We start from the raw sequence: 25,492 nt of genomic DNA on the forward strand, positions 1-25,492 counted from the left end.
GTTGCGGCGGGCCGGCCGCCGGAAAGGTCTGGTGCTCACATCCGTTACACGGCTGCGAGCCGGAAAAAGTTGACCGGCACCCGGAATCGATACTTTCCCGCACCGGGGTCGCCGCTGGGCGCCCCCTGCGGCGGGCCAGGCGCACGGACAAGCCGCCACCCGCCGCAAACGGAGCGATGGCCGGCGTGACCGCCACGAACGCGAACCGGCCCGTACCGCGCATCCGTGACCCTCGCCGCCGCCCTGACCTGCCACAGGCGCTACCCCGCCAGGTGAGACAGGCTCATCAGAAGAGCCGCTATGGCGACATCGACGAGATCCGCCAGATAACCTCCTGGATGTCCTTCTCCGACAGATCAGCATGCGTCACAAAGCGAACCGCTCCCGAGATCGTTGTCGCCAGAATGCCCATCCTGTGCAGCTCCGACACTCGGCGCTCAGCGTCGGTGACCCTCGCCAGGACGATGTTCGTCTCGGGTGAGGCGGCCTCCCAGCCGAGGTCCCGGAGTCCGGATGCGAGGACCCGCGCGTTGCTGTGATCGTTGCGGAGGAGCTCGATCCGACTGAGTGCGACGAGGCCGGCGGCCGCCATCACGCCGCCCTGTCGGACAGCCCCGCCGACCATCTTGCGCAGGCGCCGGGCGGCACGGACGAACTCTGCTGAGCCGCCGAGCACCGAGCCCATGGGAGCGCACAATCCCTTGCTCAGGCACGCGAGAACTGAATCGACCCCCCAGGTGAGCTCGGCTGGTTGCACGTCGAGCGACACTGCCGCGTTCCAGATTCGCGCTCCGTCCAAGTGGACGAGCAGGCCGGCTTCCTTGGCGGTGGCTGTCACCGCCCGATGCTCACCTGGGCCCGTCACCGTGCCGCCGGCCGCGTTGTGCGTGTTCTCGAGGCAGAGCAGCCGATCACGAAGCGCATCGTACGGCTGACTCGGCGGGACCGACGCTCGTACGGAGGCCGGGCTGACCCGGCCCGGACCGGCCGACCACGGCAGCGCATGGGGAACGCCGCCCGCAAACGACGCCCAGCCACCGAGTTCGAATTCGACGACGTGGGCAAGCGCGGGGGCGAGGAACCTATCCCCGGGCCGCAGGTGCACCGTGAGCGCGATCAGGTTGCCCATCGTGCCACTTGGGACCCACAGCGTTGCTTCGGTGCCGAGGATCTCCGCTGCTTTCTCCTCCAGAGCGCGCACGGTCGGGTCACCATCGAGGATGTCGTCACCAACCTCGGCGGCAGCCATGGCAGCCCGCATGGTCTCGTCGGGCCGGGTCACGGTGTCGGAGCGGAGGTCCAGCGGGCGGTGGGACGCATCGCCACTCACTGGCAGCCGTCCAAGCTCATCGTCGAGACGTCGATGACGTACCGGTATCGCGCCTGGCCGCGCACCACCCGGTCGTAGGCGACGTTGACCTGATCGGCAGAGATGATCTCGATGTCCGCACCGATCCCGGCCTGTGCGCAGAACTCGAGCATTTCCTGGATCTCACCGATGCCACCGACCAGGGACCCCGCCAGTACGGCGTTGCTGTTGATCACGGATTCGGCATCGAACACCAACGGCTGTCCCGGCAGTCCCACGAGTACCATGGCCCCGCCGACCCGGAGCGTCTTGAGGAGCGGATCGAGCGGCATCGACGACGAAACCGTATTCAGGATCATGTCGAACCGGCCGCGGAGAGTTCCGATCGTCCCCGACGACTCGGTCGCGAAGAAGTCGCTTGCACCCAGCCGGCGGGCGTCGTCCTGCTTGTCGTTGGTTCGGCTGAGAACGGTAACCTCGGCTCCCATGGCGCTAGCCAGCCGGACCGCCATATGACCCAGCCCGCCGAGGCCGACAACCGCCAGGCGCGTCCCCGATGTGACGCCCCACCGCCGCAGGGGCGAGTAGGTCGTGATCCCCGCGCACAGCAATGGCGCGCCGGCGGCGAGGTCGATGCCGTCCGGGAGCCCGCAGACGAAGCGATCGCGGACGACGATCATCTGGCTGTAGCCGCCGTAGGTCGGCTCGCCGTAGTAGTCGATACAGTTGTACGTGAAGACCTGTCCTTTGACGCAGAACTGTTCGGTTCCATCGGCGCAGTACTCACATTCGCCGCATGAGTCGACCATGTAGCCGACGCCGACACGGTCGCCGACGCGCCATCGTGTGACCTGATCACCGACGGCGGCGACGGTACCCGTTATCTCGTGGCCGGGCACCAGGGGGAAGATTGCCGTTCCCCATTCTTCCCGCGCCTGATGAATATCGCTGTGGCAGATGCCAACGTACGCGATGTTGATGAGGACGTCGTCGGGTCGAAGATCCCGCCGCTCGATCGTCGTCAGCTGAAGTTCGGCGCGTGGTGCAGATGCGACCAGGGCCCGTGTAGTGATAGTCACAAGATCTCCTCCGCTTCGAGTCTGATGGGTAAGGTCCGGTACCCATTGACGACAATGGACTCCAGCCGTTCGGGCTCACCGTTCGCCTGTAGGCGGCCAACACGCCGGATCAGCTCCGCGACCACAGCCTGGATCTCCAACCGAGCCAACTGCACGCCGAGGCAGTAGTGCGGGCCCGCACCAAGTGCGATGTGTCGATTCGGCGACCGCGCGACGTCGAACACCTCCGGTGCTTCGAACGCGATCGGGTCACGGTTGGCCGAGGGGAGCCAGAGCACCACGCGCTGTCCAGCGCCGATGCGCTGCCCGCCCAATTCGACATCCCGCCGCGCCGTTCGTACGAGGTGGGTCGCGCTCGACGTCCAGCGGAGCATCTCCTCGACGAGCGTGGGCATGAGCCGATCGGGCTCGCGGCGGACCCGCTGCCAGAGCGACGCTCGGTCGAGTAGCGCCTGTACGCCCCCGGCCATGGCCAGTCTGACGTTCTCGGTGCTTCCTACGAGCAGGTTGTCGCAGTTGAGCACCACCTCGTCCAACGGGAGCAGGCGGCCGTCGATTTCGATACGGGACAGGACGCTGACAAGGTCGTCTGCTGGCCGCGCCCGGCGCGCATCCGCCAGCGTGTGGAAGTAGTCAAGAATCTCCAGGTGCGCCACGGCACGCTCGACGGCCGAGTCGGAGCAGAACGCCGCGAGCGACCACCTCGTCAGCGCCGGACGATCCTTTTCCGGAATGCCGAGGAAGATCCACGCCACCTCCACCGGGAGTCTGGCGGCAACGTCAGCCACGAAATCAACGTCACGTCGGCGCACGGCCGCTGCGACGTCTTCGCGAGCCATCACTGTCAATGACTCAGCCAACGAGCGGAGGTTTCGCGGGGCGAACCATGATGAGACAGCTTTGCGCAGTACGCCGTGACGCGGCGCGTCAGACAGAGCGAGAGTGCGGTTTCCCCCTGGATCCGCACCCATGGCCTGCGGCCTCAAGAGAATCCCTGAAGACGAACTGAACATATCAGGATCACGGAGCACTCGATCGACGTCAGCGTGGCGAGTAACCGACCAGAAATCGCCGAACTCGCCGCCGTTCTGCCATGCTACGGGCTCGTTCTCACGCAGCCAACGCCAGGTGTCGAATGGGTTCCCGTAGCGGTAGGTCGCTCCGTCGACAAGGGAGCATAGATCGGGTCTTTTCCGTTCCATTTCGGTGCCCTCATTTTCGCGCTTTCATCGCCCAGATGCGCCTGAACGAGGCCTACGGAGGGTCTACGTGGTTCTGCACCGGTCGCCCTGCATCGGTCAGGACGCCTCCTGACTGACATCGGCATATTCGGGCCGTCTCTCGATCAGGTCTCGCAGCAGTTCAGCCTGTCGCGACAAGGTGTCACATCGGTACACTTTTGCCACGGAAACCGGTGACCCGATGATTGCGGCGAGTTCGCGAGAGAGCCGCAGTATGCTGATGGAGTTGCCACCCAGCTCGAAGAAACTTGTTTCCGAATGAGTTTCGGTAAGCGTGACGCCAAGTATCCGCTCCCAGGCGTGAGTGACCTGCGCTTCGATGGTGCCCACCTGGCGCCTGCCACTGGGCCGCGAAGTTCGCGCAGCCGACAGCAACGAGACTCGATCGACCTTGTCGCGTCCTGTTCGCGGAAGTTCGTCAACGAAGATCACTCGATCGGGGACGTGTCCGCGGCCCAGCGATCCCGCTACCAGCGAGCGCGCCTGCGCCTCGTCAAGGCTTTGCTCGTCTGTGGCTCGTACTACGAAGACATAGCTAATCAACGCGTCGGCGTCGTAGACCATGGCGGCTGCCCGAATACTGGCGTCGGCCATCAGCACCTGCTCGACGGCTTCAGGGTTCACTCGGGCGCCACGAATCTTCAGCTGTGAATCCAGCCGCCCGAGGAACTCCAGCTCTCCATCCGCGTTCCAACGTCCAAGGTCGCCGGTGAGATACACGCGACGCGTCCGACCGTCCGGCAACGCGACCGTGACGAACCTCCGGCCCGTCTCGACGGCATCAGCGACGTACCCGTTCGCCACGCCCGGTCCAGCAATCGAAATCTGGCCGACCGCTCCGGCCGGCACCGGGGAAAGACCCTCGTCGAAAAGGTAGATATCGGTTCCGGGGATCGCGTTCCCAATCGTCGGCGCTGCTGGTGTGTCATAGCGGCGGAACGTAGACCAGACCGTGCATTCGGTTGGCCCATACTCATTGAAGAGCACGACACCGCGGAGGGCGCGAAAATGCTCCTCTATTACGCTCGCGGCGAGGGCTTCGCCTGCGCATACGGCAACTCGAAGCGTCGTTGGGACGCCAGTCGGGCTCCGCCGAGTGTTCACGCAATGGAGCACCTCTGCGTAGAAATTTGGGATCGTGAGCAGGTGGGTAACGCGATGGGCGTCGAGCAGCGCGGCGATTGCAGCCGGATTCCGGCGCTCGTCTTCCGTCGCGATCACCAACGTGCCGCCGGCGGCGAGCGTTCCCCAGATGCCAGCGAAAGATGAATCGAAAAAGAAGGGCGACAAGAGCAGAAAGCGCGGTGTACCGAAGTCGCGGTAAACCTCGAGACGAGCCTGGTTCGAACTCGTCAGATTGCGCTGTGAAACGGAAACACCTTTGGGTTTTCCTGTACTGCCGGAGGTATACAGGACGTAAGCCTCGTCGCGGGAATGGTGGTGGTAGTCGCAAGACGGCCAGCCTTTTTCAGCGCTCGGGGTGCTGTGGCTGACCGAGCGCGGATCGAGGACGTGGTTGATCCCAGTTGTTTCCCGTACATACTCGTCAATCTCGGGCGGTGCATCAGGGTCGAGGACGACAAACGAATGACCACGAAGGTGCACCGCGAGCATGCATGCGGGCACCGCTATGTCCCGGTAACCGATTATTCCGACCCGCTGGCCTGGCTCTACTGGCAGCTGGCCGACGATCTGGCCAACCATGGCACCAAGGTCGCTGTAGCTGAGACGTTCGTCGCCGCACACGATTGCGTCGTCGCTTGGGCGCATTCGCGCAACGGCCATCACTTCATCACAGACACGCTGTTCCGGCTCAACTGAGATATGATCTCCTGTAACCAATTCGAGCACCCGCCTGACTCGTGGTGGTGGCATCGTACGTCTAGGGGATTTCGTCAAAGGGTCTCATTGGCGGCACTAGCTAGTTCGGAGCCCACAAAGCACATGAGTTTGAGAGCGAGCAAAGATGCTCCCCCGCCATCGGTGCACAAACCGCAGGCCAAATATCCGTGATTGACGCACGTCACCTCACTCGGATTGGCCTGTCGGGTCCGGGATGAGAGGCAGCGTCGGTGTCGAGGTTCGCGCCAAGCCGCATGAGCCGAGGAAGATCAGGACGTTCCTGACCACCCGGCGGAATACCAACCGGCAGAGGTTTATTCGACTGCGCGGGCTACGCAGATTCTGGCGTCGAGGCGGGGGCCGGCTTCGTAGCGCATGTATTGGACGCCGCCGTCGGTGCCGAATGCTGGGGCGGCGACGCGGCCGTTGTCTGATGCGATGCGCACGCAGGGGAAGATGAACTCGCCGGTCGGGTTGTAGCGCAGGGGGCTGGCGAACGCGTCGCGTACGTATTGATAGTTGGGGAAGCCGGCTGGTGCGGCGAGCGCGGGCGCGGGCGTTGCGGCAAGGCGGGCGCCGGTGATCGCGACGCTGGCGGCCGCCTTGCCACCTAGGAGCGTGCGTCGGGAGATGGCGCCTTCCGGGGTACGCGTCATGGCGTTCCCTCCGTTCGTGGGACGGGTCGACGGGGGGCGGTGGGGCGGGGCTGGCCTGGCGAGTCGGTCGGGTGTCATTCGGCCTCGCCGAGCGGCCGTGCGGTGTGGACGCTGGTCGCGGACGGCTTCTTTGATCGATGAGTCTGCGCGCGCCGTTTCGGCGGCGTCAAGATGCTAATCCGAATTAGCAAGGCAGGAGCTCACCGGCGTGGCGGCCGTGCCGCGAGGTGCGGTGGGGCTGGGCTGGCCGGTCACTGCCCGGAGAGGTGAGGGTCATTGACCGGATCTTGCGGATGGCGCAGGAACAGGCGGGGCGGGTCCTGCGATCGGCGCGGTGTTCGAGCAGGGCCCCCTCCACACCTGGCCAAGGGTCAGGCGGGCAAGCCGCCATGGCCCGGGGTGCAGTTCGGGGGTGGATGGTGGAGGCGTCTTCGGCGAAGGTGACATCCCTGATGTGGTGTGAGGAGTTCTCCACTGCCCAGTGCCCGCGGATCGCGGCGGCCAGGTCGGCCGGGCTGGCCTGGTGGGCGTCGAGGCTGGTGACGGCGTAGACGCTTTCACGGGTCTCGTGCTTGCCGGACTGCTTGCGCCGGCGGTGGACGCGGATGGCCAGGCGGGCGTGGGGAAAGGCGATCCCGCCGAGTTCGTCCGCGACGGTGCAGGTCTTGATCGAGCGAGACTCGCGCCTGCCGTGCCCGGAGGCGGAGGCGGTGTGCTGCACGGCGATGTCCCGCCACGGCAGGGCCGCGAGCTGGCGGTGGGCGGTCGGTTGGTTGGTTGGTCTTGACCACGGCGATGTAGTGGGCCTTCTTGGCCTCGACCAGCCAGCAGATGTTCGCCTTGACCGAATGCAGGGCGTCGAAGGTGACGACGGTGCCAGCCAGGTCCAGCGGGGCCAGCAGCGGTTGGAAGTGCGTGGTTTCGTTTGTCTTCGCGCCGACCTCCACCGTCAACAGCCCCCAGCACACGGCCGATTGTTCAGCGGGCTGTGCTGGAGGGCTGCGTGCGTCGTTGTTCGACGGCTCAGGCTCAGGCTCAGGCTCTGGTTCAACACTCAAGAGTGCTGGAGTGCGCCGAGGGACACTCCAGCACGGAGGTGTCACGCCAGCTGCGTGTCACTGCGGACATGGTCCGCACCTGGCGGCGGCGCTTCCTTGAACGGGGCCTGGAGGTTCTGTCCGACGAGCCGCGGCCCGGTGCCCCGCGGGAGATCACCCGGACCTGGCTCAGACGGTCGCAACGGGGTTGACTGCCGTTCAGGGTGCGCGTACGGGCAATGGATCCTGCTGTTCGGTCTGCGGAAGTTTTCTGATGTCGAAGTGGCTGCGATGGTAGGTCGCGATGCCGGAGGTGATTCCGTCCCAGATGAAGCCGTCTCCCCGGTAGCGGGATGTGGCGAACTCGAAGAGGACGTCGCCGGGGACCATCAGGCTGAGCTCGGTGAGGTAACTCTCCAGCCCTTCGAGGCCCGCCCACCGCCCCTCGCGGATGCGGTTCGAGCGTAGTGCCAACTCCTGTTGGAGCTTGCGCAGATGTGCTGCAAGCTGGTCCACGGACGCCTGGAGGTCGAGTCCCTCGGCCACGTGCCACACGGCCAGCGCGTTGGTCTGCCAGTGGCCACAGGCAATCTCCTTACCGAAGGACAGCAGGTCATTGACGAACGCGGTGTGCTCCGAGACGAGCGCCAGCGCTTCAACGACGTCAGGGTCCGTGAAGAACTCCTCCGGGAACGACAACCCGAGAACGAAATCCGCCACTCTCACATAAACCGGTGTGCCGACATTGAACCGCCTGAAGCGCCGGTAGTCTTCGAACCGAAAGATGTCGCCCGCGTCTGCCATTTCGATGCCCCGCAGTTCGGCTTCGACGAACTCCTTCAGGGCGGCTGTGATCCGGGCCATCTGCCCTGCGGTCATGTCCGAGGTGACGGACGTCCACGCATCGGCCAGCATCCCGGTAAGGGGGTCCAGGTCCGGGATCGACGAGCTGGACGAGAGGGAGACCAACCGCTTTGCGAGGCTGGCGGTGCGCTCCGACACCTCCTCGGCGTCCAACCGGTCGGTCAGGTCGTCGAAGGCACACATGAACTGGATGAGCCTGGCCATGGCGACCAGACGGTCGGGAACGCCGTGAGGATATATGAGGATCAGCCACCAGGGCTGGCGTCGCGCGAGAAATGCGACGATCCTCTGCTCATCGAATTCCATTCGTTCCAGATAAGGGCGAGTCCACGCGTCGATCTTCCGCTCCATCTCGGCGGTTTCGGGGTGGAACTGCGGCTCCAGCCCGCTAAGCAGTTCCGGTACGACGAAAGAGCGTCCGAAGACATCGGGGCTGGGCGGAACGGACATTTTAATCTCCTTGCCGGTCACAGACCGCTGCGGCGCTGGCGTTTGGCATACACGGACAGAGCGTCGTCGAAGTCCCCTCGGGTGAAGTCGGGCCAGCACACGGGTACGAAGTGGTATTCCGCATACGCCGTCTGCCAGGGCATGAAGCCGGACAGCCGTTGCTCCCCCGACGTGCGTATGACCAGATCGGGGTCCGGCTGCCCGGCCGTATACAGGTGCCGGGCCAGCCCCGATTCGTCCACCATCGGACCGGGCCCGGCCCTCCCCGGTGACACGGAACCGGAAGAGTGCTCATTCATCAGGGCGCGGGCCGCCTGCGCGATCTCCTGGCGTCCGTCGTAGGCGATTGCCACATTCGCCACCGTGCCTTGTATGTCAGCCGTATCGGCCTCTATTTCAGACAGCAGATCCTGGGTGCGATCGGGGAGGGCCTCCAGTGCGCCGATGGGTCGGATCCGCCAACGCCGCTGATCGGCAAGTTCCCGAAGCCCAGTTGTGATGACCTCAAGAAGCGCCCGCACCGCCTCATCGGACCGGCGCAGGTTGTGCAACGAGAACACCCACACGGTCACATAACCGATGCCCAACTCCTCGCACCAGTCCCACAAGTTACCCACTTGCACCGCGCCCCGCCGGTACCCCTCGACAGCGGGCAGCCCGTGCCGCTGCGCCCAGCGCCGATTGCCGTCGAGGATGACGGCCACATGTTCCGGCATATCGAAACTCTGACCCTGCAGCCTGCCCAACGCTTTCTGCTCGCTCATAACACTTCACGTCCCCTCAAGCGTTCTGATGGTGCGCGCGCCAGGGCACCTGGAGCACTCGGTCAGCGAGAGCGTCACGAGCTTTGGCCGGTCTCATGCGGGGTGCCGGTCGATCCCTCCTGCCCCCGTGCGGGCACGGGATCCTCCGTCTCGGAGCGGAGGGGACGGGGCGGCGTTCTTGGGGTGACACGCAGGCGCAGCCCCTTGGGATGCAGCACCACGCCGACCTTCAGCGTGGCCTGCGATCCGGCCACCGGCTGAACCCGCCAGCGCTGCAAGAGCACGGCCAGGGTCGAGGCGGCCTCGGCCAGGGCAAAGGCGTCACCGATGCACTTGCGGGCTCCGGCTCCGAAGGGGAGGTACGCCTCGCGCTGTTCGCGTGTACAGCTCCCTTGCAGCCAACGGTCGGGATCGAACCGGTCAGGATCGGCGTAGATCGTCGGATCGCGGAGCAACGTACGAATGCTGAAGTAGAGTTCCGCGCCCTCGGGAATCCGGTAGCCGCCCAACGCGGTCCGCGCGCGGGTCACCCGGCTGACCACCCAGCCCGGTGGGTACAGACGCAGTGTCTCGGTCAGGACACGCTGTAGCTGGGGCAGTCGTGCCAGGTCGGCATGGGAGGGCGGTGCTCCGTCGAGCGCCGTGTCGATCTCCTTCTCCACCCGTGTGTACCAGTGCGGATGGCGGACCAGAAGGCTGAGGGTCCAGGCCAGCAGCGCGGCCGTGGTGTCGATGCCTCCGATCATGAAGCTCCAGATGTGGCCCTGGACCTCTTCGTCGCTCAGCGCGACGGTGCCGTCCGGTCCACGTACCAGAAGCAGGCTGAACAGGTCTTCGTAGTCACCTGGATCCTCCCGGCGGTGGCGGATCATCGAGTCGATGGCCGAGCGCGTCCGCGCTTGCGCCTCGCGATATCGGCGATTCGCCGGCAGCGGCAGTCGGCCATAGGCCGGCAGGATCGTCCTGGCAAGGAGACCGCTGCTGATGATCGGCAGGTCGTGCTGGAACTGATCGACACACCGGACCGAGACGGGATCGGTGAACAGTGAGTTCGTCAGCGTTTTCGTGGTCAGGCGCGTCATTTCCCGGTCGATGTCGACTACCTGACCCGGTCGCCACCGCCCGACGATTTCCGTCGCGTTGTGCACCATCTGCCGGTTGTAATCCGGTATTCGGCTGGGGTGGAAAGCGGGCTGCATCAGCGGCCTTGCGACCCGGTGCGCCTCGTTCGGGCACGCCGCGAGGCCGCCGTTTCCGCCCCACAGCTTGATAAACGCCTCGACGACCCCGCCCCCTTTGTCGAAGTCGCCGCGACCGGCGACCAGCATGTGCCGCAGCAGGGCGGGGTCATTAACTACACAGGCGGTCTTGGGGCCGAGTCTGACGCGGACCAGAGGGCCGTACCGAGCTGCTCTGTCGAAGAAACCGAAGGGGTCGCAGGCCATTCCCGGCAGGTGCCCCAGGAACGGCAGTTTCCTCGGCAGATAGGGAACTTCCTTCAGCCGATCAGTCATCGAACTCCTCGTATGAAGAGCGGACTTGGCTCAGCAGGCCACGCCCTGGTTCATAAGGCGCACCAGCGGGCGCACCACATTACGCATCACGTGCGCGGGTGAATAGCGAAGCGACCATTGCGTAGCCGGCTCCTGTTCGGCTCCGAGTGTGCCGATTCGCCGCACTCTCACGAAAGTGCACGGGCATTCCGCGCGGTCGCCCGTTCGGCACATGGGCCCTCACCCCCGGATTCCGCACCCTCGCGCACGCTGTCTCCGATCCCTTGTGCCCGCACGCTAGTTCCTGGTGGCGCGGCACCCGTGCACCACCCTGTTTCTGTGGCGGAGCCGGGCGCAAGTGCAGTCGAGAACGAAGCTTTCGGGGGATCGCCGAATATGCGGGGAGGGCCACTGAATACAGCTGAATACAAAAATCTGTTGAAGTTCCGTCAAGTTTTCATTGTTCAGCTCCTTGCGTGCGCGATTGCCGACAGAAGGCAGGACTCCATGGAGTGGTGAGGCCTGGGATCCGGTCGGCTTCATGCTGCCCTGAACGAAACGTCTGATGAAGACCGAGAACGGCGCCGGAGAATCAGGTCCTGGAATGTCTGGGGTGTGGAGTGATCCGTAGTTCGGTGGGGCTCAGATCTGAGCGAAAGCGTTTGCGTACACGGCTGCTCGGCGCCGGACGGAGGTGCCACCGAGTCAAGATCGTACTCAGAGCGATGGTTGCTTCTGCCATACCGAAGGTGTCGCCGATGCACTTTCGGCGCCCTTGGCCGAAGGGTATGTGCGCCTGCCGTGTGGAGGCGCTGACGGGTGTGTCCCAGCGGTCAGGGTCGAACCGCTCGGGTTCAGGAAAGTGAGCGGGATCGTGTTGAAGCTGGTAGGCGCTGAAGAGGAAATCGGTCCCGGCGGGGAAGCGGTGGCCGCCGAGGGTGACCTCTTGTGTGTTGACCCGGGTCATCATCCAGACGATGGGGTACAGCCGCAGGGTCTCCTGTAGCACGTTGCGGGTCAGCCGGAGCTTTCTGAAGTCCTCCGGGCCGACCGTGCGCCCGTTCAGGACGCTGTCCATTTCGTCTTGGAGGCGCATTTGAATGTCGGGGTGCTGGGTGAGGAGGTGTACGGCCCAGGCGAGGGTGCAGGCCGTGGGTTCCGTTCCGCCGAGGAGGAGGGTGATGATCTGGTCGACCAGCTCTTGATCGCTGAGGGAGTCCCCGTTGGTATCGCGGGCTGCCATGAGGTTGTCCACCAGGCTTCCCGCGGTCGGCCGGGTGCGAGCCGCTGTGATGGCCCGGCGTGCCGAGGACTGTAGTTGGCTTCGGGCCTGCTCGAAGCGCCGGTTGGCGGGGAGCGGGAGCCGGCGGATCCAGGGATGAGGCAGGGCGGTGCGGATCAGCAGTCCGGCCTGGAAATCAGCGATCTTGTCCGCGAGCCAGCTGGACTCGGGCAGCTCGGCTTCGGGCAGCAGGGTCCGCGCGAGTGTCCGCGCGACCAATGCGTGGGCCTCGGCAAGAAAGTCGATCTCTTTTCCTGCTGCCCAGGACGAGATCATGGCGTCGCTTTCCTGCTGGAACACAGAGGCGTAACCGTCGATGCGGTCGGGGCTGAAGGCCGACTGCATGATTCTCCGCTGCCTTCGGTGGTCGGCGTGTGCCGAGGTCACCAGCCCGTTGCCGACGAACGGCCGCGCGTTGTCCAGGATGGGGCCGCCCTTGTCGAACGCCTCGACATCAATCACCAGCATGCGGTGCACCAGTTCGGGGGCACAGACGAGGTAAGCGGGTCGTGGGCCGAGGCGAACTCGCACGATGGAGCCGGCCTGCCGGCAGGCAGCCAGCCAGGGCGGCGGATTCCTCGCCAGGTAGGGCGCATGCCCCACCAGGGGGTACGCCCCCGGAGCCTCGGGTATGAGGGAGCCCGAGCGGATCACTGCGCGGTCGGATTCGCGCGTCATAGCAACCATCACCGCCTAGTAGAGCGAAGTGCCGGAGGGGTGAGGGCGGCCCGGAGGGGCCCGCCGTCGGCCAGGAGATTCTGATCGTCACCTCGTACGCGAACCCGCGCCGAGTCTCGATTACGTGGGATGGGGATGGGAGCACACTTGAGGGTCACAAGTTCCTGATGTTACGAATGTGAATCACAGCCTAGCCTCGACCTGGTGCGTCGCACCAGGGAAGACCCTCTGTCCTTGAAGCCGCCGCTCACAAAACTGGCGTGAGTCGCTGTCAATTCCCTTGTGTCAGCGCCCGGGGGTTCCGGGCCGGCAGGCCATCGTCTTCGTCACCAACGCGACCCCGGACCGGACCGCGGAGCCGTTCCTCGCGCACCGCCCCAAGATCGTCGATGCCTTCCCCCAACGTGATGATGCGCCGGGTGCCGCTCGCCGACAATCCCCGGCATCCGCTGGCCAACGTCCGCCTTTTCCGCAGCACCCTCGACGCCATGCATCCCGAACGACCGGCTCAGACCCCACGCTTGGACGGCAGGACAAGCTGAGTGTCGAAATTTGCTCTCTTCGGGTTCAGACCTGCATGAGGACGCCGGAATCCACCACCCACTCCGCACCGGTGACCTGACTGGCCAGCGGGGAGATGAGGTAGGCGATCACTCTCGCGACGTCCTCGGGTTCGCTTACCCGCTTGGCTAGTTGTGGGCGCACGGAAGTGCTCATGTGTTCGACGACTTCGTCGAACTCGACTCCGTGAAGTTCTGCCACCTTCTCGCCGAAACCACCAGGTGCTTCATAGATCGCCGTCCTGGTCAGTCCCGGGGTGACGACGTTCGATCTCGTCCCCTTGCTGGTGAATTCGGCCGCCAAGGTTTTCGACAGGGAGAGCAGCGCGAGCTTCGCGGCGGCGTAGTCGGGGTTCAGCCTTGTGCCGAGGTGGGCTGAGGAGCTGGAAACATGGACGATCGCGCTGTCACCAGCGGCGAGCAGTGCCGGCAATGCGGCCTTGCTCATGCGTCGTGCGACATGAAAGTTCAGGTCGAACATGTCGAGCCATTGTTCTTCGGTGATGCCAAGGAAGCCGTTTCGGAGATCTGGGCCGCCTAGGTTGTTGACCAGCCCGTCGAGGCGGCCATGGCGTTCCAGTATTGTCTCGACAATACGATCACCTGCTCCCCGCGCGGTTAGATCGGCGGATATGTAGTCGACCTGCGGATCAGAGATTCCCGGCGCAGGGTTGCGGCTCACGCCGACTGCCGTGGCGCCTTCCGCGGCGAGCAGTTCCGCAGTGGCGCGCCCGATGCCTGTGGATGCTCCGGTGACGAGTATCACTCGATCCTTCAGCTGGAGGTCCATAAATCTTCTCCGCGATAGAGCACGTGAGCACGTGGACTGACGTGTTACGAGGGTGACCGCCCGACTGGTCACCGGCGATGTCTGTAAAATCAGTTTTGTCGCGGCGCGGGCATGGTCGGTACGGAGGGACGCTGCCCCCATGCCGCGACACTTGCGATGCACAGGTCATCGAACGAAGGACTCTCAACCTGGTCGGCGAACTCCGCAAAATCGGCTGCGGTGATCCCGAACTGCGCACCCAGGTCGGCCGCGATGTGCTCGGCGGTCAGCCGCCACGCTCGTCCCATCGGCGTGCCTCCAACACCATGGCTGGAGGCGTGGACTCCCGTATGGATCAGCCCATTCGCACGCAACTGCGCGGGGAACGACCGAGACCAGCCGTAGTCACTTCCCATCCGTTCGGTGGCGACCGCCATGATCGCCTTGCTGACCTTGCGGTACAGCGGGTTCGGCGATGAGTCGAACGGGAACGGCCCCGTGTCTTCGAGGAGCAGCCAGCCACCTGGGGCCAGCCAGCGCACCACCTTGGCGAGCACGGCGTCACGGTCGATGAGGTGCTCGAACACAAACCTGGAACAGATCAGATCGAAGCTGCCCTCCGGGAAGTCGTCGACAGTCACATCGTGCGCAATGACTCGCAGGTTCGACGGACGTCCCACCTCGGAGATCAAGCTGGTATCGAGATCGGTTGCGATTACCTCGCCGTGAGGACACTGGGTCGCCAGCCAGTGTGCGATGGTGCCGACGCCAGATCCGATCTCCAAACAGTTCCAGCCGGGCTGGATGCCGAAGCGTTCGAGCCGGTGAATGGTGTCCTGGTCGAACGCTCCAGCCAGGGCGGTCAACCGCTCCGCCTCCGCATTGTTGCTGTGCATGAAAAGAAGATGACCATAAGGCGTTGAGGTTAAATCCAGATCCTTAAACGTGCTCAAGTCGACCATTGTCGCCGCACCACCTTCTACGGATAGTGACCAACGGGTTAGTAGGCAGGCGCAGTCCGCCCTAGCGATAGGGCTGGACATCCTTAGTGGAAAACACGAAGAGCAGCAACGCTTGTTGCCTCACCATACCCCAGAGACGATCAACGGAATAGACCCTCGTCTCATCGTGCGGTTTCGCGCGGCGCGCAACCGCTGCGTATCCGGCAACCATTTGCCCCGACTGATATTGCATCGATCTTCACCCAACTCAACTACCACCTCACCGGCCCGGCCCGGCCCGGCCCGCGCCAAGGCCGGACGCGCTCCACATCTGTCGGCCTGCGTGATCGACATCCAGAGCGTGAAGACCTCCACCAACGCACCCGCGGCCACGCAGGGCGTTGACGCCGGCAAGCAGATCGTCGGACGCAAACACGGCATCGTCACCGACACCCTCGGCCTGCTCCTCGCCGTGCATCGACGTCGAAGTTGTCGCCGAGAATCCCCAGGCCAGAGGGTTCTCCTCACCAAACGCCTCAGCGATGAAGCCCCACCCGATTTCGGTCAGGTACATGTTGCCGCTATTGCCGTGGTAGGCGAGGTAGGCGGTGTCGTTGCGCTTCAGCAGGTGTGCTGCAGAGATGTCGGTGAGTCCGTCGCCGGATGGCGAGACGAGGAGGTTCGGGTCGAACTGCCAGCCGCTACAGCCGTTGGGTGACCAGCCCCAGAGGATGTTGCGTGCGCCGGGTCCGATGGTGTGCAGGCCCAGCGGCCGAGGCAGGTGTCGACTTTGTCGTAGACGCCACGGACGCCGAGAAAGATGAATTCGCCGGTGGCGGTTGTAGCGCACTACTGGTCCGGTGAAGGCGTCGCGGACGTATCGCCAGTTCGGGAAGGCGGCTGGTGCGACGAGTGCGGGTGTGGGTGTGGGTGTGGCGGTGAGGGCGGTGCCGGTCGCTGCGGGGCCGGCGGCGGCGCCGCGTAGCAGGGCGCGTCGGGTGCAGGAGCCTTCCGGGACACGCGCCATCACGGTTCCTCCGTTCGTGAGACGGGCCGAAGAGGGTAGCGGAAGCGGGGCGGGCTGTGACGGGTCAGCGGGTGGTGTTCGACGTTGTTGGGCGGCTGTCTGGTGTGGACGGTTTCGTTGGTTGACGAGTCTGCGCGCGTGGCCTCGGCGGCGTCAAGACGCTAATACCTATTAGCAACGCGAGAGCTCACCAGCGTGGCGACCGCGCCATGCGTGGATGGCGCTGCGGCGGGGCGGGGGCGTGTCAGCTGGTTTGTGTAATTGATAGTCTTCCATGTCGCGGACACCCAAGTGACCATGACCCACGATCAGTTGGGCCGGGCCGTTGAACTCGCGGTGGCCGGGCCGGGCGGAGCAGCGCGGGACGCGCTGAACGGCATGATCGAGGCCGGCCTGCTCGATGACCTGATGGATCGAGTCGAAACGGGCGGACTGGCGCTGACCGGTGAGGGCGGCCTGCTGGCGGAGCTGGTCAAGGCGGTCCTGAAACGCGGACTGGCGGCGGAGCTACCCGGCCATCTGGGCGGGTCCACCTTATCCGGGCCGCGATGCGGTTCGTCTCCTACGCCGACCGCAAGAACGTCGCCGCCGCGCTCAAACCGATCTACACCGCGCCGACCGTCGAGGCCGCCGAGAGCGAGCTGCTCGTCTTCGCCGAGTCCGACTTCGGCAAACGGTGTCCGGCCGCGGTGGCGACCTGGGAGAACGCGTGGGAACGGTTCATCCCGTTTCTGGCCTTCCCGCCCGAACCAAGGAAGATCATCTACACGACCAACGCGATCTGGGCCGCTGAACTACCAGCTCCGCAAAGTCATCAAGAACCGCTGGCACTTCCCGTCCGACGACGCCGCGATCATGCTGCTCTGGCTCGCCATCCGCGACATCGAGGACAAACGCGCGCGGGCCCGCGCCAAGGAGATAGGCCTGCCTGCCGGACAGCGACGGGCCCAGGGCCGGCTCGTCGAGGCGTCGCCGTCCAAGGCTGGAAACAAGCACTCACGATCACCGCACCCGTCGACCTGACCGGCGTGCCCGGCCTCGTCGGCAGCGCCGGAGCCGCGCTCCTCGGCGTCGCCACCGCCCTCACCGCAAGCCGAAGCCACACCATCCGCACCATCACCGCACCCGGCCTCGGAATCGGCTACGCCATCGTCCTCACCAACGACACCAGCGGCGCGCTCACCGTCGGATACCTCGTCGCCCTCACCTGGTGGGCAGTTCGGCTCACCGGCCACACACTGCGACTCGCGTTCCCCACCGCCGGGGAGGCACTACGCCGTCTCATGGACGGCAGGACCACCTGACACTGCAGGAGCACACCGAGGACAGGCAGCTGACATTCCGTCAAGGTTGCGTGTCTCGATCTCCGGTTTTACACCAACGTCGTCCAACTGTGACAGGGCGACGCAGAAGAGCGCGTCCAGTTCGGCGACCGCTACCCCGATACCGGCCAGTGCCCGCGGACGGCTGAGGGTGGCCCGGACCCTCACCCCGCCTGCGTCGACGTGCCGAGTCCACAATTCGGACCGCCCGTCGACAACGCTCCCAGCATCGAGGATCATGCATATCTATGCCTACCCGAGCCGCCGACGGCCCGCCGGTCGCCGCGAGCGACGGCCACAGCCCGACCCCCGCCGCCCCGAGCCCAGACCGCTGGGCGCGGTGGCGCTGGTTGCGCCACGAATGGACCGGCGCAATGGTTGGTGGTCTGCTGCTCGCGGTGGCGCTGACCTGGCCAACGATGCGGCATCCGGCGAGCACGGTGCCCGGCGACCTCGGCGATCCGACGTTGCAGGCGTGGCAGATCGCCTGGTCGGGCCACGCCCTGCTGAGCCAGCCCTTCGACCTCTGGCACTCGAACACGTTCTACCCGGAGAGGTATACGTTCGCCTACAGCGACACCCTCCTCGGATACGCCCCGATGGGCGCGCTCGGCTCGGGCTTCAAGGCCGCCCTGGTCCACTACAACGTCATGTACGTGCTGGTACACGCGTTGGCGTTCGTCGGGGCGTACGCGCTGGTCCGACAGCTCGGGGCGGGCCGGTGGGGCGGCACGGTCGCCGGGGTCGCGTGGGCGTACGCGCCGTGGCGGCTGGCGCACGCGGGTCACCTGAACATCCTCTCCAGCGGTGGGATCGCGTTGTCCCTGGCGATGCTGGCGCGCGGGCACGGCTGGTCGTTGCGGCACGGGTACCGGCCGGAGCGACGCCGGCCGGGGTGGGCGTTGGCCGGGTGGATGGTCGCCGCCTGGCAAGTCACCCTGGGCTTCGGCATCGGGCTGCCACTGGTCTACTTCCTGCTCGCCGCGGTGCTGGTGGCCGCCGGCTGCTACGGCTGGTCGTGGTGGCGGCGGAGGGAGAGAGCCCCGTTCGGCCGTCGGTTGCTGCTGGCCGATCTGGCCGGTGGGCTCGTCTTCGGCGCCGTGACGCTGCTCCTGGGGCTGGTCTACCTGCGGGTCGTGGACCTCAATCCGCAGGCCGTGCGCTCCCTGGACTGGACGGAGATGTTCTCGCCGCCGCTGATCGGCTTCGTCACCGCCCCGGCGGACTCCTGGTTGTGGGGTGAGCCGCACGCGGCGGCCCGGGAACAGCTGTCCTGGCCCCCCGAGATGGCGTTGCTGCCCGGGATGGCCCTGATCGGGATGGCCATGGCCGGCCTGTTCGTGTCGGTGTATCCGGTCCGGCAGCGGGTCGCGTTGGGGCTGGGCGTCCTCGGGACGGTGCTGCTGGGTCTCGGTTCCACGCTGGGTGGCGACGGTGACCCCGGCTACCTCACGCTGTCCCGGCACCTGCCCGGCTGGGACGCGCTGCGGACGCCGGGCCGGATGATGCACTGGACCAGCCTGCTGCTGGCAGTGCTGGCGGCCGGGCTGGTGACGGCTATCGCCGAGTCGGCGGGACGGTCGCCCACCCGGAGGCGGACGCGGCTGCTGGCGCCGGCGGTTCTCCTGATACCGCTGGCCCTGGTCGGGCTGGAGGGGGTCAACCGGACGCCGCACCCGGTGGTGCCGCGGCCACCGGCGGCGATGCGGGTGGCGGAGGAGCCGGTCCTGCTGCTGCCGATCGGCGGCACGAACGACCTGCACTACATGCTGTGGACGACCGACGGCTTCCCCCGGGTGGCGAACGGGCTGGCCGGCTTCGAGCCCGCCACCCAGGCGCAGACCCGGGCGGCGGCAGCCTCCTTCCCCGATCCCGGCAGCGTGGCCTACCTGCGCAACATCGGGATCCGGTCGGTGGTGGCCATCCCCGACCGGGCCGTCGGGACGCCGTGGGAGGGCATCGCGGCCCGGCCGGTCGACGGTCTGGGCATCACCCGGGAGGAGCTCGATGGTGTGCTGGTCTACCACCTCGGGTAACGGCTCTCCGGGTACGGGTCGGACGGGGTGACGACGTGCGGCTGTCGGTAGTGGTGCCCTGCTTCAACGAGGAAGCGTCGGTGGAAGGGCTGCACCGGGCGGTGACCGCCGCGCTGGCCGAACTGTCCGACGTCGATGTCGAGGTGGTCTACGTCGACGACGGGAGCGCGGACGGCACCCTCGTGGCGCTGCGCCGGCTGGCCGCCGCGGACCCGACGGTGCGGTACACCTCGCTGAGCCGGAACTTCGGCAAGGAGGCGGCGATGCTGGCCGGCCTGGAGCGCGCCACCGGGGACGCCGTGGTCATCATGGACGCCGACCTGCAGCACCCGCCGCGATTGCTGCCCGACATGGTGGCGCTGTACCGCCAGGGGTTCGACCAGGTGATCGCCCGCCGGGACCGGCACGGTGACCGGTTCCTGCGGATGCTGGCCTCGCGGTCCTTCTACCGCGTGGTCAACTGGTGGATCGACGTACGGCTGCTGGACGGGGCGGGTGACTTCCGGCTGCTGTCCCGGCTCGCGGTGGACGCCGTGCTGGCCATGCCCGAATACAACCGGTTTTCCAAGGGCTTGTTCTCGTGGATCGGGTTCCGGACGGTCGTGGTCGCGCACCGCAACGAGACCCGTCAGGCCAGCCGGAGCCGGTGGACGTTCGGGAAGCTCTTCAACTACGCCTTCGACGGTCTCCTGTCGTTCAACAACCGGCCGCTGCGGCTGGCCATCTACGGCGGCCTGTTCCTCACCCTGATCGCGCTGGGCTACATGATCTGGGTGGTCGCCGACGCCGTCGAGAAGGGCATCGACGTTCCCGGCTACACGACCATCATCGTCAGCGTGATCGGTCTCGGCGGGATCCAGATGATGATCCTCGGCGTCATCGGGGAGTACATCGGCCGGATCTACTACGAGGCCAAACGCCGGCCGCACTACCTGGTCCAGGAGACGGAGAACCTGCTCACGGAGAGCGGGCAGGCACCGCGTGTGCCGGCTCAGCCGGCGGTGCGGTCGGCGGACCGGGTCCGGCAAGGGATGCCGGCCCGGGAGGTCTCCTCCCGGCACGACCACCTTCGTCGCGCCGCCGACCGGTCCGTGCGGGGCGACGGGCCGTAGCCGCCTCCGACGAGGACGTGGTGGCGCGGCGGCCGTGCCAGGTGGGCGGCCCTCCCCGGCCGCCGACCCGCGCGGGCCGACCTACCGGGCGACCAACTCCTCGACCTGCGGCACCAGCGGCCGGTGGCCCGGCGCCGGCGTGGTGCGCCGGCCGGACCAGAGCACCCGGGCGACGATCCCCGGCGCGAAGAGCCCCGGCGGCGGCGTCATCAGGTTGGCGACGCTCAGGAAACGCCGCCCGACGACGGGGTGCCGTGCGGCGGCGGCGTGCAGCCGGGCGACGTACCCGTTGAGGAAGCGTGTCCGGCCGCTGCGCGGCCCGACCACGGCCGGATGGCGCAGGTCGGCGCCGACGGCCATGTCCCACGGCACGTCCACCACCTTCGCCGCTGCCGCGAAGAAACGGCGGGGCAGGTCCCGCCGGCCTCGGCGGAGGCAGTCACGCAGCACGATCGCCTCCGCCGCGGCCACCGTCATGCCCTGCCCGTACGCGGGATTGAAGCTGCACACCGCATCGGCGACCGCGATGAACCCCTCCGGGAGACGGGCGAGGCGCTCGTAGCGGCGGCGCAGGCTCGTGGGCAGCCGCATCCGCTTCGGCGGGCCGAGCGGCTCGGCCCGGCTCAACAGCGCGTGCAGCTCCGGCGCGGGCAGCCGACCGGCGAAGGCGAGGTAGCCCTCGGAGTCGACCGGCGGGGCGTGGTCCGGGCCGACACCGAGGAGCGTCACCATCCACCGGTCGCCTTCCGCGGAGATGGCCACCCCGCCGTACGGGGCTGCCGGCGACGGGCTATTGATGACGGCGGCGAAGTCGGTGTCCCCCGGGACGCGACGGTAGTCGCGGGAGACGTACACCGTCCGGGGGTCCACCCGCTCCTCAGCGGGCGGCTGGTAGCCGAGTTCGGCGAGCCAGGTGGGACCGCGGTTGCCGCGGCCGGTCGCGTCCACGACGAGGTCGGCGTCGTGGCGCTCCTCCCGGCCGCCCCGGGGAAGGACCCGCGCGCCGGTCACCGCGCCGCCGTCGGCGAGCAGCCCCACCGCCTCGCACCGGTCCCGGATCTCCACGTTGGGCAGCGCACGGACCCGATCCCGGACGTACGCCTCCAGGGCACGTCGGCTGACACAGAGCCCCGCCAAACCGGAGGCGACCCGGGGGATCCGGTGGCCGTCGTTGATCCAGAGGCAGTCCCGTTGGATGTCGACGGGGACGGCACCGTGGGCGGTCAGGTCGGCGGTCAGGCCGGGGAACAATTCGTCGAGGATCTGGCGACCCCGGGCGAGCAGGCCGTGCGAGTGCTCGCTCTGCGGCACACCCTTGCGGTCGGCGGCTTCCGCCGGCAGCTCGTCCCGGTCGAAGACGGTCACCGTCGCGTACGAATTGCTCAGCACCCGGGCGACGAGCAAGCCGCCGATGCTGCCGCCGAGGACGATCGCCCGCCCGGTCTGGTTGGTGGTGGACACGGCTGACTCCGTTTCGTTTTCAATGGATGCCTCCAGTCAGCGGCACGCCGTGTCCGGAAGGGAAGCGAATTGGCGGACGACTAGCTGACAGTGAAGTTCCGGTCAGGAGCGCCGCCCGCTCCGACCGTCCGCCGATCACCCGAAGGTGGGTGAAACCCCTGGTCAGGCCCTGTCTTCAGGCTCGGCCGGTGCGGCGGTGACCGACATCTCAGTCGACTAGCGGTCAGTCGTCCCCCGGGCCGCCGGCTCTGGGCGGACCACGGTGGTCAGGGGCGGGAAAGGATGCACGTCACCGAGGACGAGTTCCCTGCGCGGCTCGATCCCGCCGATGACGACAGCGGGATCAACGAGTGCCTACTCGACGACTGGCGCGCCGCCCAGCGGCGACCCAACCGATCGACCGGGACACGCTGTTCGCGGCGCAACCCCACTCAGGCACGCACTCCATCATCGATATGACGAAGGGCGTGTCGGCCAAGCCGGCGCTGTTCACCGGCGACTGAACGGCGCCGGGATCCGGTGGCCTCAGCGGTGCGTGCCGGCACGTAACATCTCGATGGTCTTGGTGACGCGCTGCGCCCGGGTGGCCTCCCGCTTGGCCTCGGTGATCCAGCGGACGAACTCCTTCCGATGCGAGGGGGCCAGCGCCTCGAACGCCACCTGCGCTTCGGCGTCGCCGACCAGAGCGCCGGCCAGGTCCTCAGGCACCTCGACAGCACGCGTCCCCACGTCGGGGGCGATGCCGACCTCGTACGCCGACCCGATGCTGACCCCAGCCCGTTCCCGGGCCGCGCGGGACAACCCGACCAGGTTCTCGCCACCCATCCGAGCCACCCGCAGCGGCAACGTCACCCCGTTGACGCTGACCCGCACCGGGAACGTCCTGCGTCCCTCCCCCACGACGGCTACCTGCTCGTCGGACAGCACGAACGCCCCCGCCGGACCACGCTGCTCCAACGTCAACGTCAACGTGAGGGTCTCGGCCATGACGCCATCGTAGTCCTCAGGTGTCCGGCCGAATCCCCGCCGGATCACCTACGGTCGGCCTGAAGTTGCTGCTCCACGGCGGTCCTGGTGACGGCCAGATGACGTCCGGCGCCGGCAGGGTCCTGCACGGCGGTGGGCCGCGACGCCGATTCCGGCGCCGCGGCCCACCGATTCCCTGCCGACGGTTTGCTCTGCCTAGCCGGGCAGGCCGCGCAGGACGGTCAGGGTCACGCTGTTGTTGCGGTACGACACCCGGAACAGGTGACCGCCCGCGTTCAGGACGCGATTCTCCGGCAGGGCGTGGAAGCTGCCGCTGATCGAGCTGCCGCTCATGATGGTCAGCACGGTGCCCGGGGTCAGCCGCCCGCGGACGTCCAGGTCCAGCTCGCCGGCCAGCGCCAGCGCACCAGCGGCCCGGACGCTGGTGTAGTCATGCTGGCCCGAGATGGTCACGGCGAGGCGGCCCGCCCGGCCGATGGTCACGTCCCCGCCCACGGCCAGGACGTTGCCGGCGGTGGCGGGCACGTCGGTGATCCGCGCCGCCTCGTCCGACGAGAGGCCGGGCTGCAGCACCCCGCCGGTGACATCGATGCCGCCCGCCACGCTGCCGCTGCCGCCGAGGACGCCGCCGACCACGTCGATCGTGCTGGCGTGCGAGCCGACGATCGACATCTTGCCGGCTTGGACAGTGCTCGTCCCGTGCCAGGTGTTGGCGCCGGTGAGGAACAGCGTGCCGCCGCCCCGCTTGGTGAGGCTTCCCTCGTAGACGCGGGCGTTGCGGGCCTGCTCGCGGCGGACGCCGATGGCGTAGTCCGACTTGTCGACGTCGCTCGCGTCGGCGGGCAGCCCGTTCGTCCAGCCCTTGGCGGCCTTGGTGGCCTGCCAGGCGGCCGCCTCCGCGACGTCCTCCTGCTGCCGCGCCCGGATTGCGACATCGGAGATGTCGTTCGACCAGACGTCATCCTGCCCCTGCAGGTTGGCCACGAACGGCCCCAGGAACTGGCCCGGGCCCTTCATGGCCTCACGCAGGCTGACCGTGTGCCAGCCGTTGCGGCTGTCGGGAACCTGCACGATCTGGCCCCGGGTGGGGTTCGGCACGGCGCTGCCCGCCGCGTCGTTGATCGTGCTGTTCTGCCGGCCGGTGGTGAACATCGTGTACAGCGCCTGCTCGTTCGTCATGTACGGGAAGCGCTGCATGATCAATGCCAGTGCCGCCGCCGAGTGCGGCCCGGCCATCGACGTGCCGGACGAGCTGCCGTAGCGGGCCTCCGGCACCCCGTTGACCACCGACACGGTCGTGCTGTTGATGCCGTTGCTCGGTGCCGTCACACAGGACCACTTCGCCACACCGCACTGGTTGAACGCCTGCTGGCCGGGGACCAGGACGGAACCGTCCGGGTTGAGCGTCCGCCCGATGCTCGGGTTGATCCCCGACGTCGTGTACCAGCGGCCCTCCAGCTCCGGCATGAAGTACGGCGCGGCGCCTCGCGGCGAGGGGTTCACGTAGCCACTGTTGCCGGCGGTGAACTGGATGATGGTGCCGGTGCGCCCGGCCTCGATGGCGCCGTTCAGCCAGCGGACGGTGCTGCCGTTGGCGTCGACGACGCCGTCCGGGGTGGACCAGAGGCGCCAGGCCGTGTTCAAGCCGAAGCCGGCCGGGCTGCCGGGGGGCGTGTCGTACGTGTTGTAGTTCTCGGTGTTGGGCTGGCTGCCCCAGCTGCTGGTGATGATCCTGACGGGCTGGCCGTTCTTCGTCTGGGCCGAGTTCACAGCCCGGTAGACGTTGCCGAGGTAGGCGTTGTCCGGGCGCTGCGCGGGGGTCGCGGTCGCCGGCAGGAGACCGTAGAGCACGCCGTCCGTCTTGTGGGTGTTGCCGGCGTACACGTTGCTGTTGAACGCGACCCCGTGCATGTTCGCGGCAGGTCCCCCGGGCTGGGTCTGGCCGACGCCGTCGCGGCTTGCGCCGACGGTCCCGCTGACGTGCGTGCCGTGGCTGTCGTTGAACGCGGGGTCGTAGAACCCGGGTGTGGGGCCGGTGTCGCCACCTGCGGCCTCGACCGAGAAGTAGCGGTCCCCGGTCGCGTAGTCCGTGGCGAGGCTGCCGTGCTCCCGGACGTGCCCGGCGAAGACGCCCGAGTCGATGACACCGATGTTCATCCCGGTGCCGGAATACCCGGCGGCGTAGGCGAACTCCGCTCCCATCGACAGCAGGCCGGGGTCCCGGTTGAACTCGGGGGTGCGCCAGCTCGCGGGATCGCCGAGCCGGCCGGGATCCCCCTCGTAGGACGTGATCGGCAGGGGTGCGGCCACCTCCGCCCGGGCCGGCTGCGCGACGACGCCGAGCACCACTATCGGTGTGAGCGCCGCGGTCAGCCCCGCTCTCATTCGTTTCCCGGTCGACACATTCAGCCCCTTTGCAAGATCGATTTTCGCGGATACTATCCCTCCCCCCACATCGGAGCAAGGCGCCGTCGGGCACAATTCCATCTACCTCCCGGGTAATCGCCGGGCAGCCATCCGCTCCTGACGCGGCAGCTCTGCGCGACGCCTCGGGCGGTGCCCGCGAGATCGGATCGAGCCGA

17 protein-coding genes and 2 pseudogenes are annotated in these 25,492 nt (G+C 67.1%); 4 read left to right on the forward strand and 15 right to left on the reverse strand.

The features are described 5' to 3' along the window. Window positions 1-298: 298 nt before the first annotated feature. The 12 genes from B0E53_RS04320 to B0E53_RS04380 form a co-directional block, all read right to left on the reverse strand. The gene (locus B0E53_RS04320; RefSeq protein WP_281492831.1) at window positions 299-1,330 is read right to left on the reverse strand and encodes a GntG family PLP-dependent aldolase; all 1,032 of its coding nucleotides are present in this window, start codon (window positions 1,328-1,330) and stop codon (window positions 299-301) included. Next, window positions 1,327-2,388 (reverse strand): NAD(P)-dependent alcohol dehydrogenase, encoded by a 1,062-nt coding sequence (locus tag B0E53_RS04325; RefSeq protein ID WP_107074775.1) that lies wholly within the window; start codon window positions 2,386-2,388, stop codon window positions 1,327-1,329. Before B0E53_RS04325 ends, B0E53_RS04320 begins: the two co-directional genes overlap by 4 nt. Beyond that, window positions 2,385-3,176 (reverse strand): cytochrome P450, encoded by a 792-nt coding sequence (locus B0E53_RS04330; protein WP_168215215.1) that lies wholly within the window; start codon window positions 3,174-3,176, stop codon window positions 2,385-2,387. The genes B0E53_RS04325 and B0E53_RS04330 overlap by 4 nt, the downstream gene beginning before the upstream one ends. A gap of 510 nt (window positions 3,177-3,686) precedes the next feature. Beyond that, window positions 3,687-5,504 (reverse strand): non-ribosomal peptide synthetase, encoded by a 1,818-nt coding sequence (locus B0E53_RS04335; RefSeq protein ID WP_107074777.1) that lies wholly within the window; start codon window positions 5,502-5,504, stop codon window positions 3,687-3,689. A 281-nt stretch (window positions 5,505-5,785) separates the two neighbouring features. Further along, complete coding sequence (locus tag B0E53_RS04340; RefSeq protein WP_107074778.1) at window positions 5,786-6,127, reverse strand: hypothetical protein; 342 nt, start codon at window positions 6,125-6,127, stop codon at window positions 5,786-5,788. Between the two features lie 184 nt (window positions 6,128-6,311). Then, the gene (locus tag B0E53_RS38485; RefSeq protein WP_210405917.1) at window positions 6,312-6,848 is read right to left on the reverse strand and encodes an ISAs1 family transposase; all 537 of its coding nucleotides are present in this window, start codon (window positions 6,846-6,848) and stop codon (window positions 6,312-6,314) included. A gap of 535 nt (window positions 6,849-7,383) precedes the next feature. Next, the gene (locus tag B0E53_RS04355) at window positions 7,384-8,499 is read right to left on the reverse strand and encodes a hypothetical protein (protein ID WP_146167586.1); all 1,116 of its coding nucleotides are present in this window, start codon (window positions 8,497-8,499) and stop codon (window positions 7,384-7,386) included. Continuing rightward, a complete protein-coding gene (gene uppS / locus B0E53_RS04360) occupies window positions 8,496-9,242 on the reverse strand; it encodes a polyprenyl diphosphate synthase (RefSeq protein WP_107074780.1) in 747 nt (248 codons plus the stop codon). The genes B0E53_RS04355 and uppS overlap by 4 nt, the downstream gene beginning before the upstream one ends. 74 nt (window positions 9,243-9,316) lie before the next feature. Further along, window positions 9,317-10,756, reverse strand: a complete 1,440-nt coding sequence (locus tag B0E53_RS04365; RefSeq protein ID WP_107074781.1) for a cytochrome P450 — start codon at window positions 10,754-10,756, stop codon at window positions 9,317-9,319. A 571-nt stretch (window positions 10,757-11,327) separates the two neighbouring features. After that, entirely contained in the window at window positions 11,328-12,695 is a 1,368-nt protein-coding gene (locus B0E53_RS04370) for a cytochrome P450 (RefSeq protein WP_107074782.1), read from the reverse strand. A gap of 567 nt (window positions 12,696-13,262) precedes the next feature. After that, window positions 13,263-14,045: an SDR family oxidoreductase gene (locus B0E53_RS04375; protein WP_107074783.1), complete on the reverse strand. Its 783-nt coding sequence runs from the start codon at window positions 14,043-14,045 to the stop codon at window positions 13,263-13,265. An 89-nt stretch (window positions 14,046-14,134) separates the two neighbouring features. Next, window positions 14,135-14,986, reverse strand: coding sequence for a class I SAM-dependent methyltransferase (locus B0E53_RS04380; RefSeq protein WP_168215217.1), 852 nt, complete (start codon window positions 14,984-14,986; stop codon window positions 14,135-14,137). A gap of 234 nt (window positions 14,987-15,220) precedes the next feature. On the opposite strand from B0E53_RS04380, the pseudogene B0E53_RS39040 reads away from it, so the two are divergent. From B0E53_RS39040 to B0E53_RS04400, 4 genes and pseudogenes are all read left to right on the forward strand, one after another. Next, window positions 15,221-15,440 (forward strand): annotated as a pseudogene (locus B0E53_RS39040) (IS5/IS1182 family transposase); the annotation flags it as partial. Between the two features lie 1,079 nt (window positions 15,441-16,519). Next, window positions 16,520-16,990, forward strand: a pseudogene (locus B0E53_RS04390) (transposase); the annotation flags it as partial. Between the two features lie 572 nt (window positions 16,991-17,562). After that, window positions 17,563-19,350, forward strand: a complete 1,788-nt coding sequence (locus B0E53_RS04395) for a hypothetical protein (protein WP_348639644.1) — start codon at window positions 17,563-17,565, stop codon at window positions 19,348-19,350. Window positions 19,351-19,385: 35 nt separating this feature from the next. Further along, on the forward strand, window positions 19,386-20,462 hold the full coding sequence (locus B0E53_RS04400; RefSeq protein WP_107074785.1) for a glycosyltransferase family 2 protein: 1,077 nt from the start codon (window positions 19,386-19,388) through the stop codon (window positions 20,460-20,462). A gap of 81 nt (window positions 20,463-20,543) precedes the next feature. Here the strand turns inward: B0E53_RS04400 and B0E53_RS04405 are convergent, their stop codons facing one another. From B0E53_RS04405 to B0E53_RS04415, 3 genes are all read right to left on the reverse strand, one after another. After that, a complete protein-coding gene (locus tag B0E53_RS04405; protein ID WP_107074786.1) occupies window positions 20,544-21,923 on the reverse strand; it encodes an FAD-binding protein in 1,380 nt (459 codons plus the stop codon). Window positions 21,924-22,448: 525 nt separating this feature from the next. Next, window positions 22,449-22,910, reverse strand: coding sequence for a YdeI/OmpD-associated family protein (locus tag B0E53_RS04410; protein ID WP_107074808.1), 462 nt, complete (start codon window positions 22,908-22,910; stop codon window positions 22,449-22,451). A 195-nt stretch (window positions 22,911-23,105) separates the two neighbouring features. After that, window positions 23,106-25,295: a S8 family serine peptidase gene (locus B0E53_RS04415; protein WP_168215219.1), complete on the reverse strand. Its 2,190-nt coding sequence runs from the start codon at window positions 25,293-25,295 to the stop codon at window positions 23,106-23,108. Window positions 25,296-25,492: the final 197 nt, after the last annotated feature.

It is taken from the genome of Micromonospora sp. MH33, from assembly GCF_003013775.1.
Classification (GTDB): Bacteria; Actinomycetota; Actinomycetes; order Mycobacteriales; family Micromonosporaceae; genus Micromonospora; species Micromonospora fulviviridis.

Excerpts from the sequence above, each read along its gene's own strand:
- B0E53_RS04335 (WP_107074777.1), bottom strand. The coding sequence starts at position 5,504 with ATGCCACCACCACGAGTCAGGCGGGTGCTCGAATTGGTTACAGGAGAT.
- B0E53_RS04340 (WP_107074778.1), bottom strand. The coding sequence starts at position 6,127 with ATGACGCGTACCCCGGAAGGCGCCATCTCCCGACGCACGCTCCTAGGT.
- uppS (WP_107074780.1), bottom strand. The coding sequence starts at position 9,242 with ATGAGCGAGCAGAAAGCGTTGGGCAGGCTGCAGGGTCAGAGTTTCGAT.
- B0E53_RS04365 (WP_107074781.1), bottom strand. The coding sequence starts at position 10,756 with ATGACTGATCGGCTGAAGGAAGTTCCCTATCTGCCGAGGAAACTGCCG.
- B0E53_RS04370 (WP_107074782.1), bottom strand. The coding sequence starts at position 12,695 with ATGACGCGCGAATCCGACCGCGCAGTGATCCGCTCGGGCTCCCTCATA.
- B0E53_RS04375 (WP_107074783.1), bottom strand. The coding sequence starts at position 14,045 with ATGGACCTCCAGCTGAAGGATCGAGTGATACTCGTCACCGGAGCATCC.
- B0E53_RS04380 (WP_168215217.1), bottom strand. The coding sequence starts at position 14,986 with ATGGTCGACTTGAGCACGTTTAAGGATCTGGATTTAACCTCAACGCCT.
- B0E53_RS04395 (WP_348639644.1), top strand. The coding sequence starts at position 17,563 with ATGCCTACCCGAGCCGCCGACGGCCCGCCGGTCGCCGCGAGCGACGGC.
- B0E53_RS04410 (WP_107074808.1), bottom strand. The coding sequence starts at position 22,910 with ATGGCCGAGACCCTCACGTTGACGTTGACGTTGGAGCAGCGTGGTCCG.
- B0E53_RS04415 (WP_168215219.1), bottom strand. The coding sequence starts at position 25,295 with ATGAGAGCGGGGCTGACCGCGGCGCTCACACCGATAGTGGTGCTCGGC.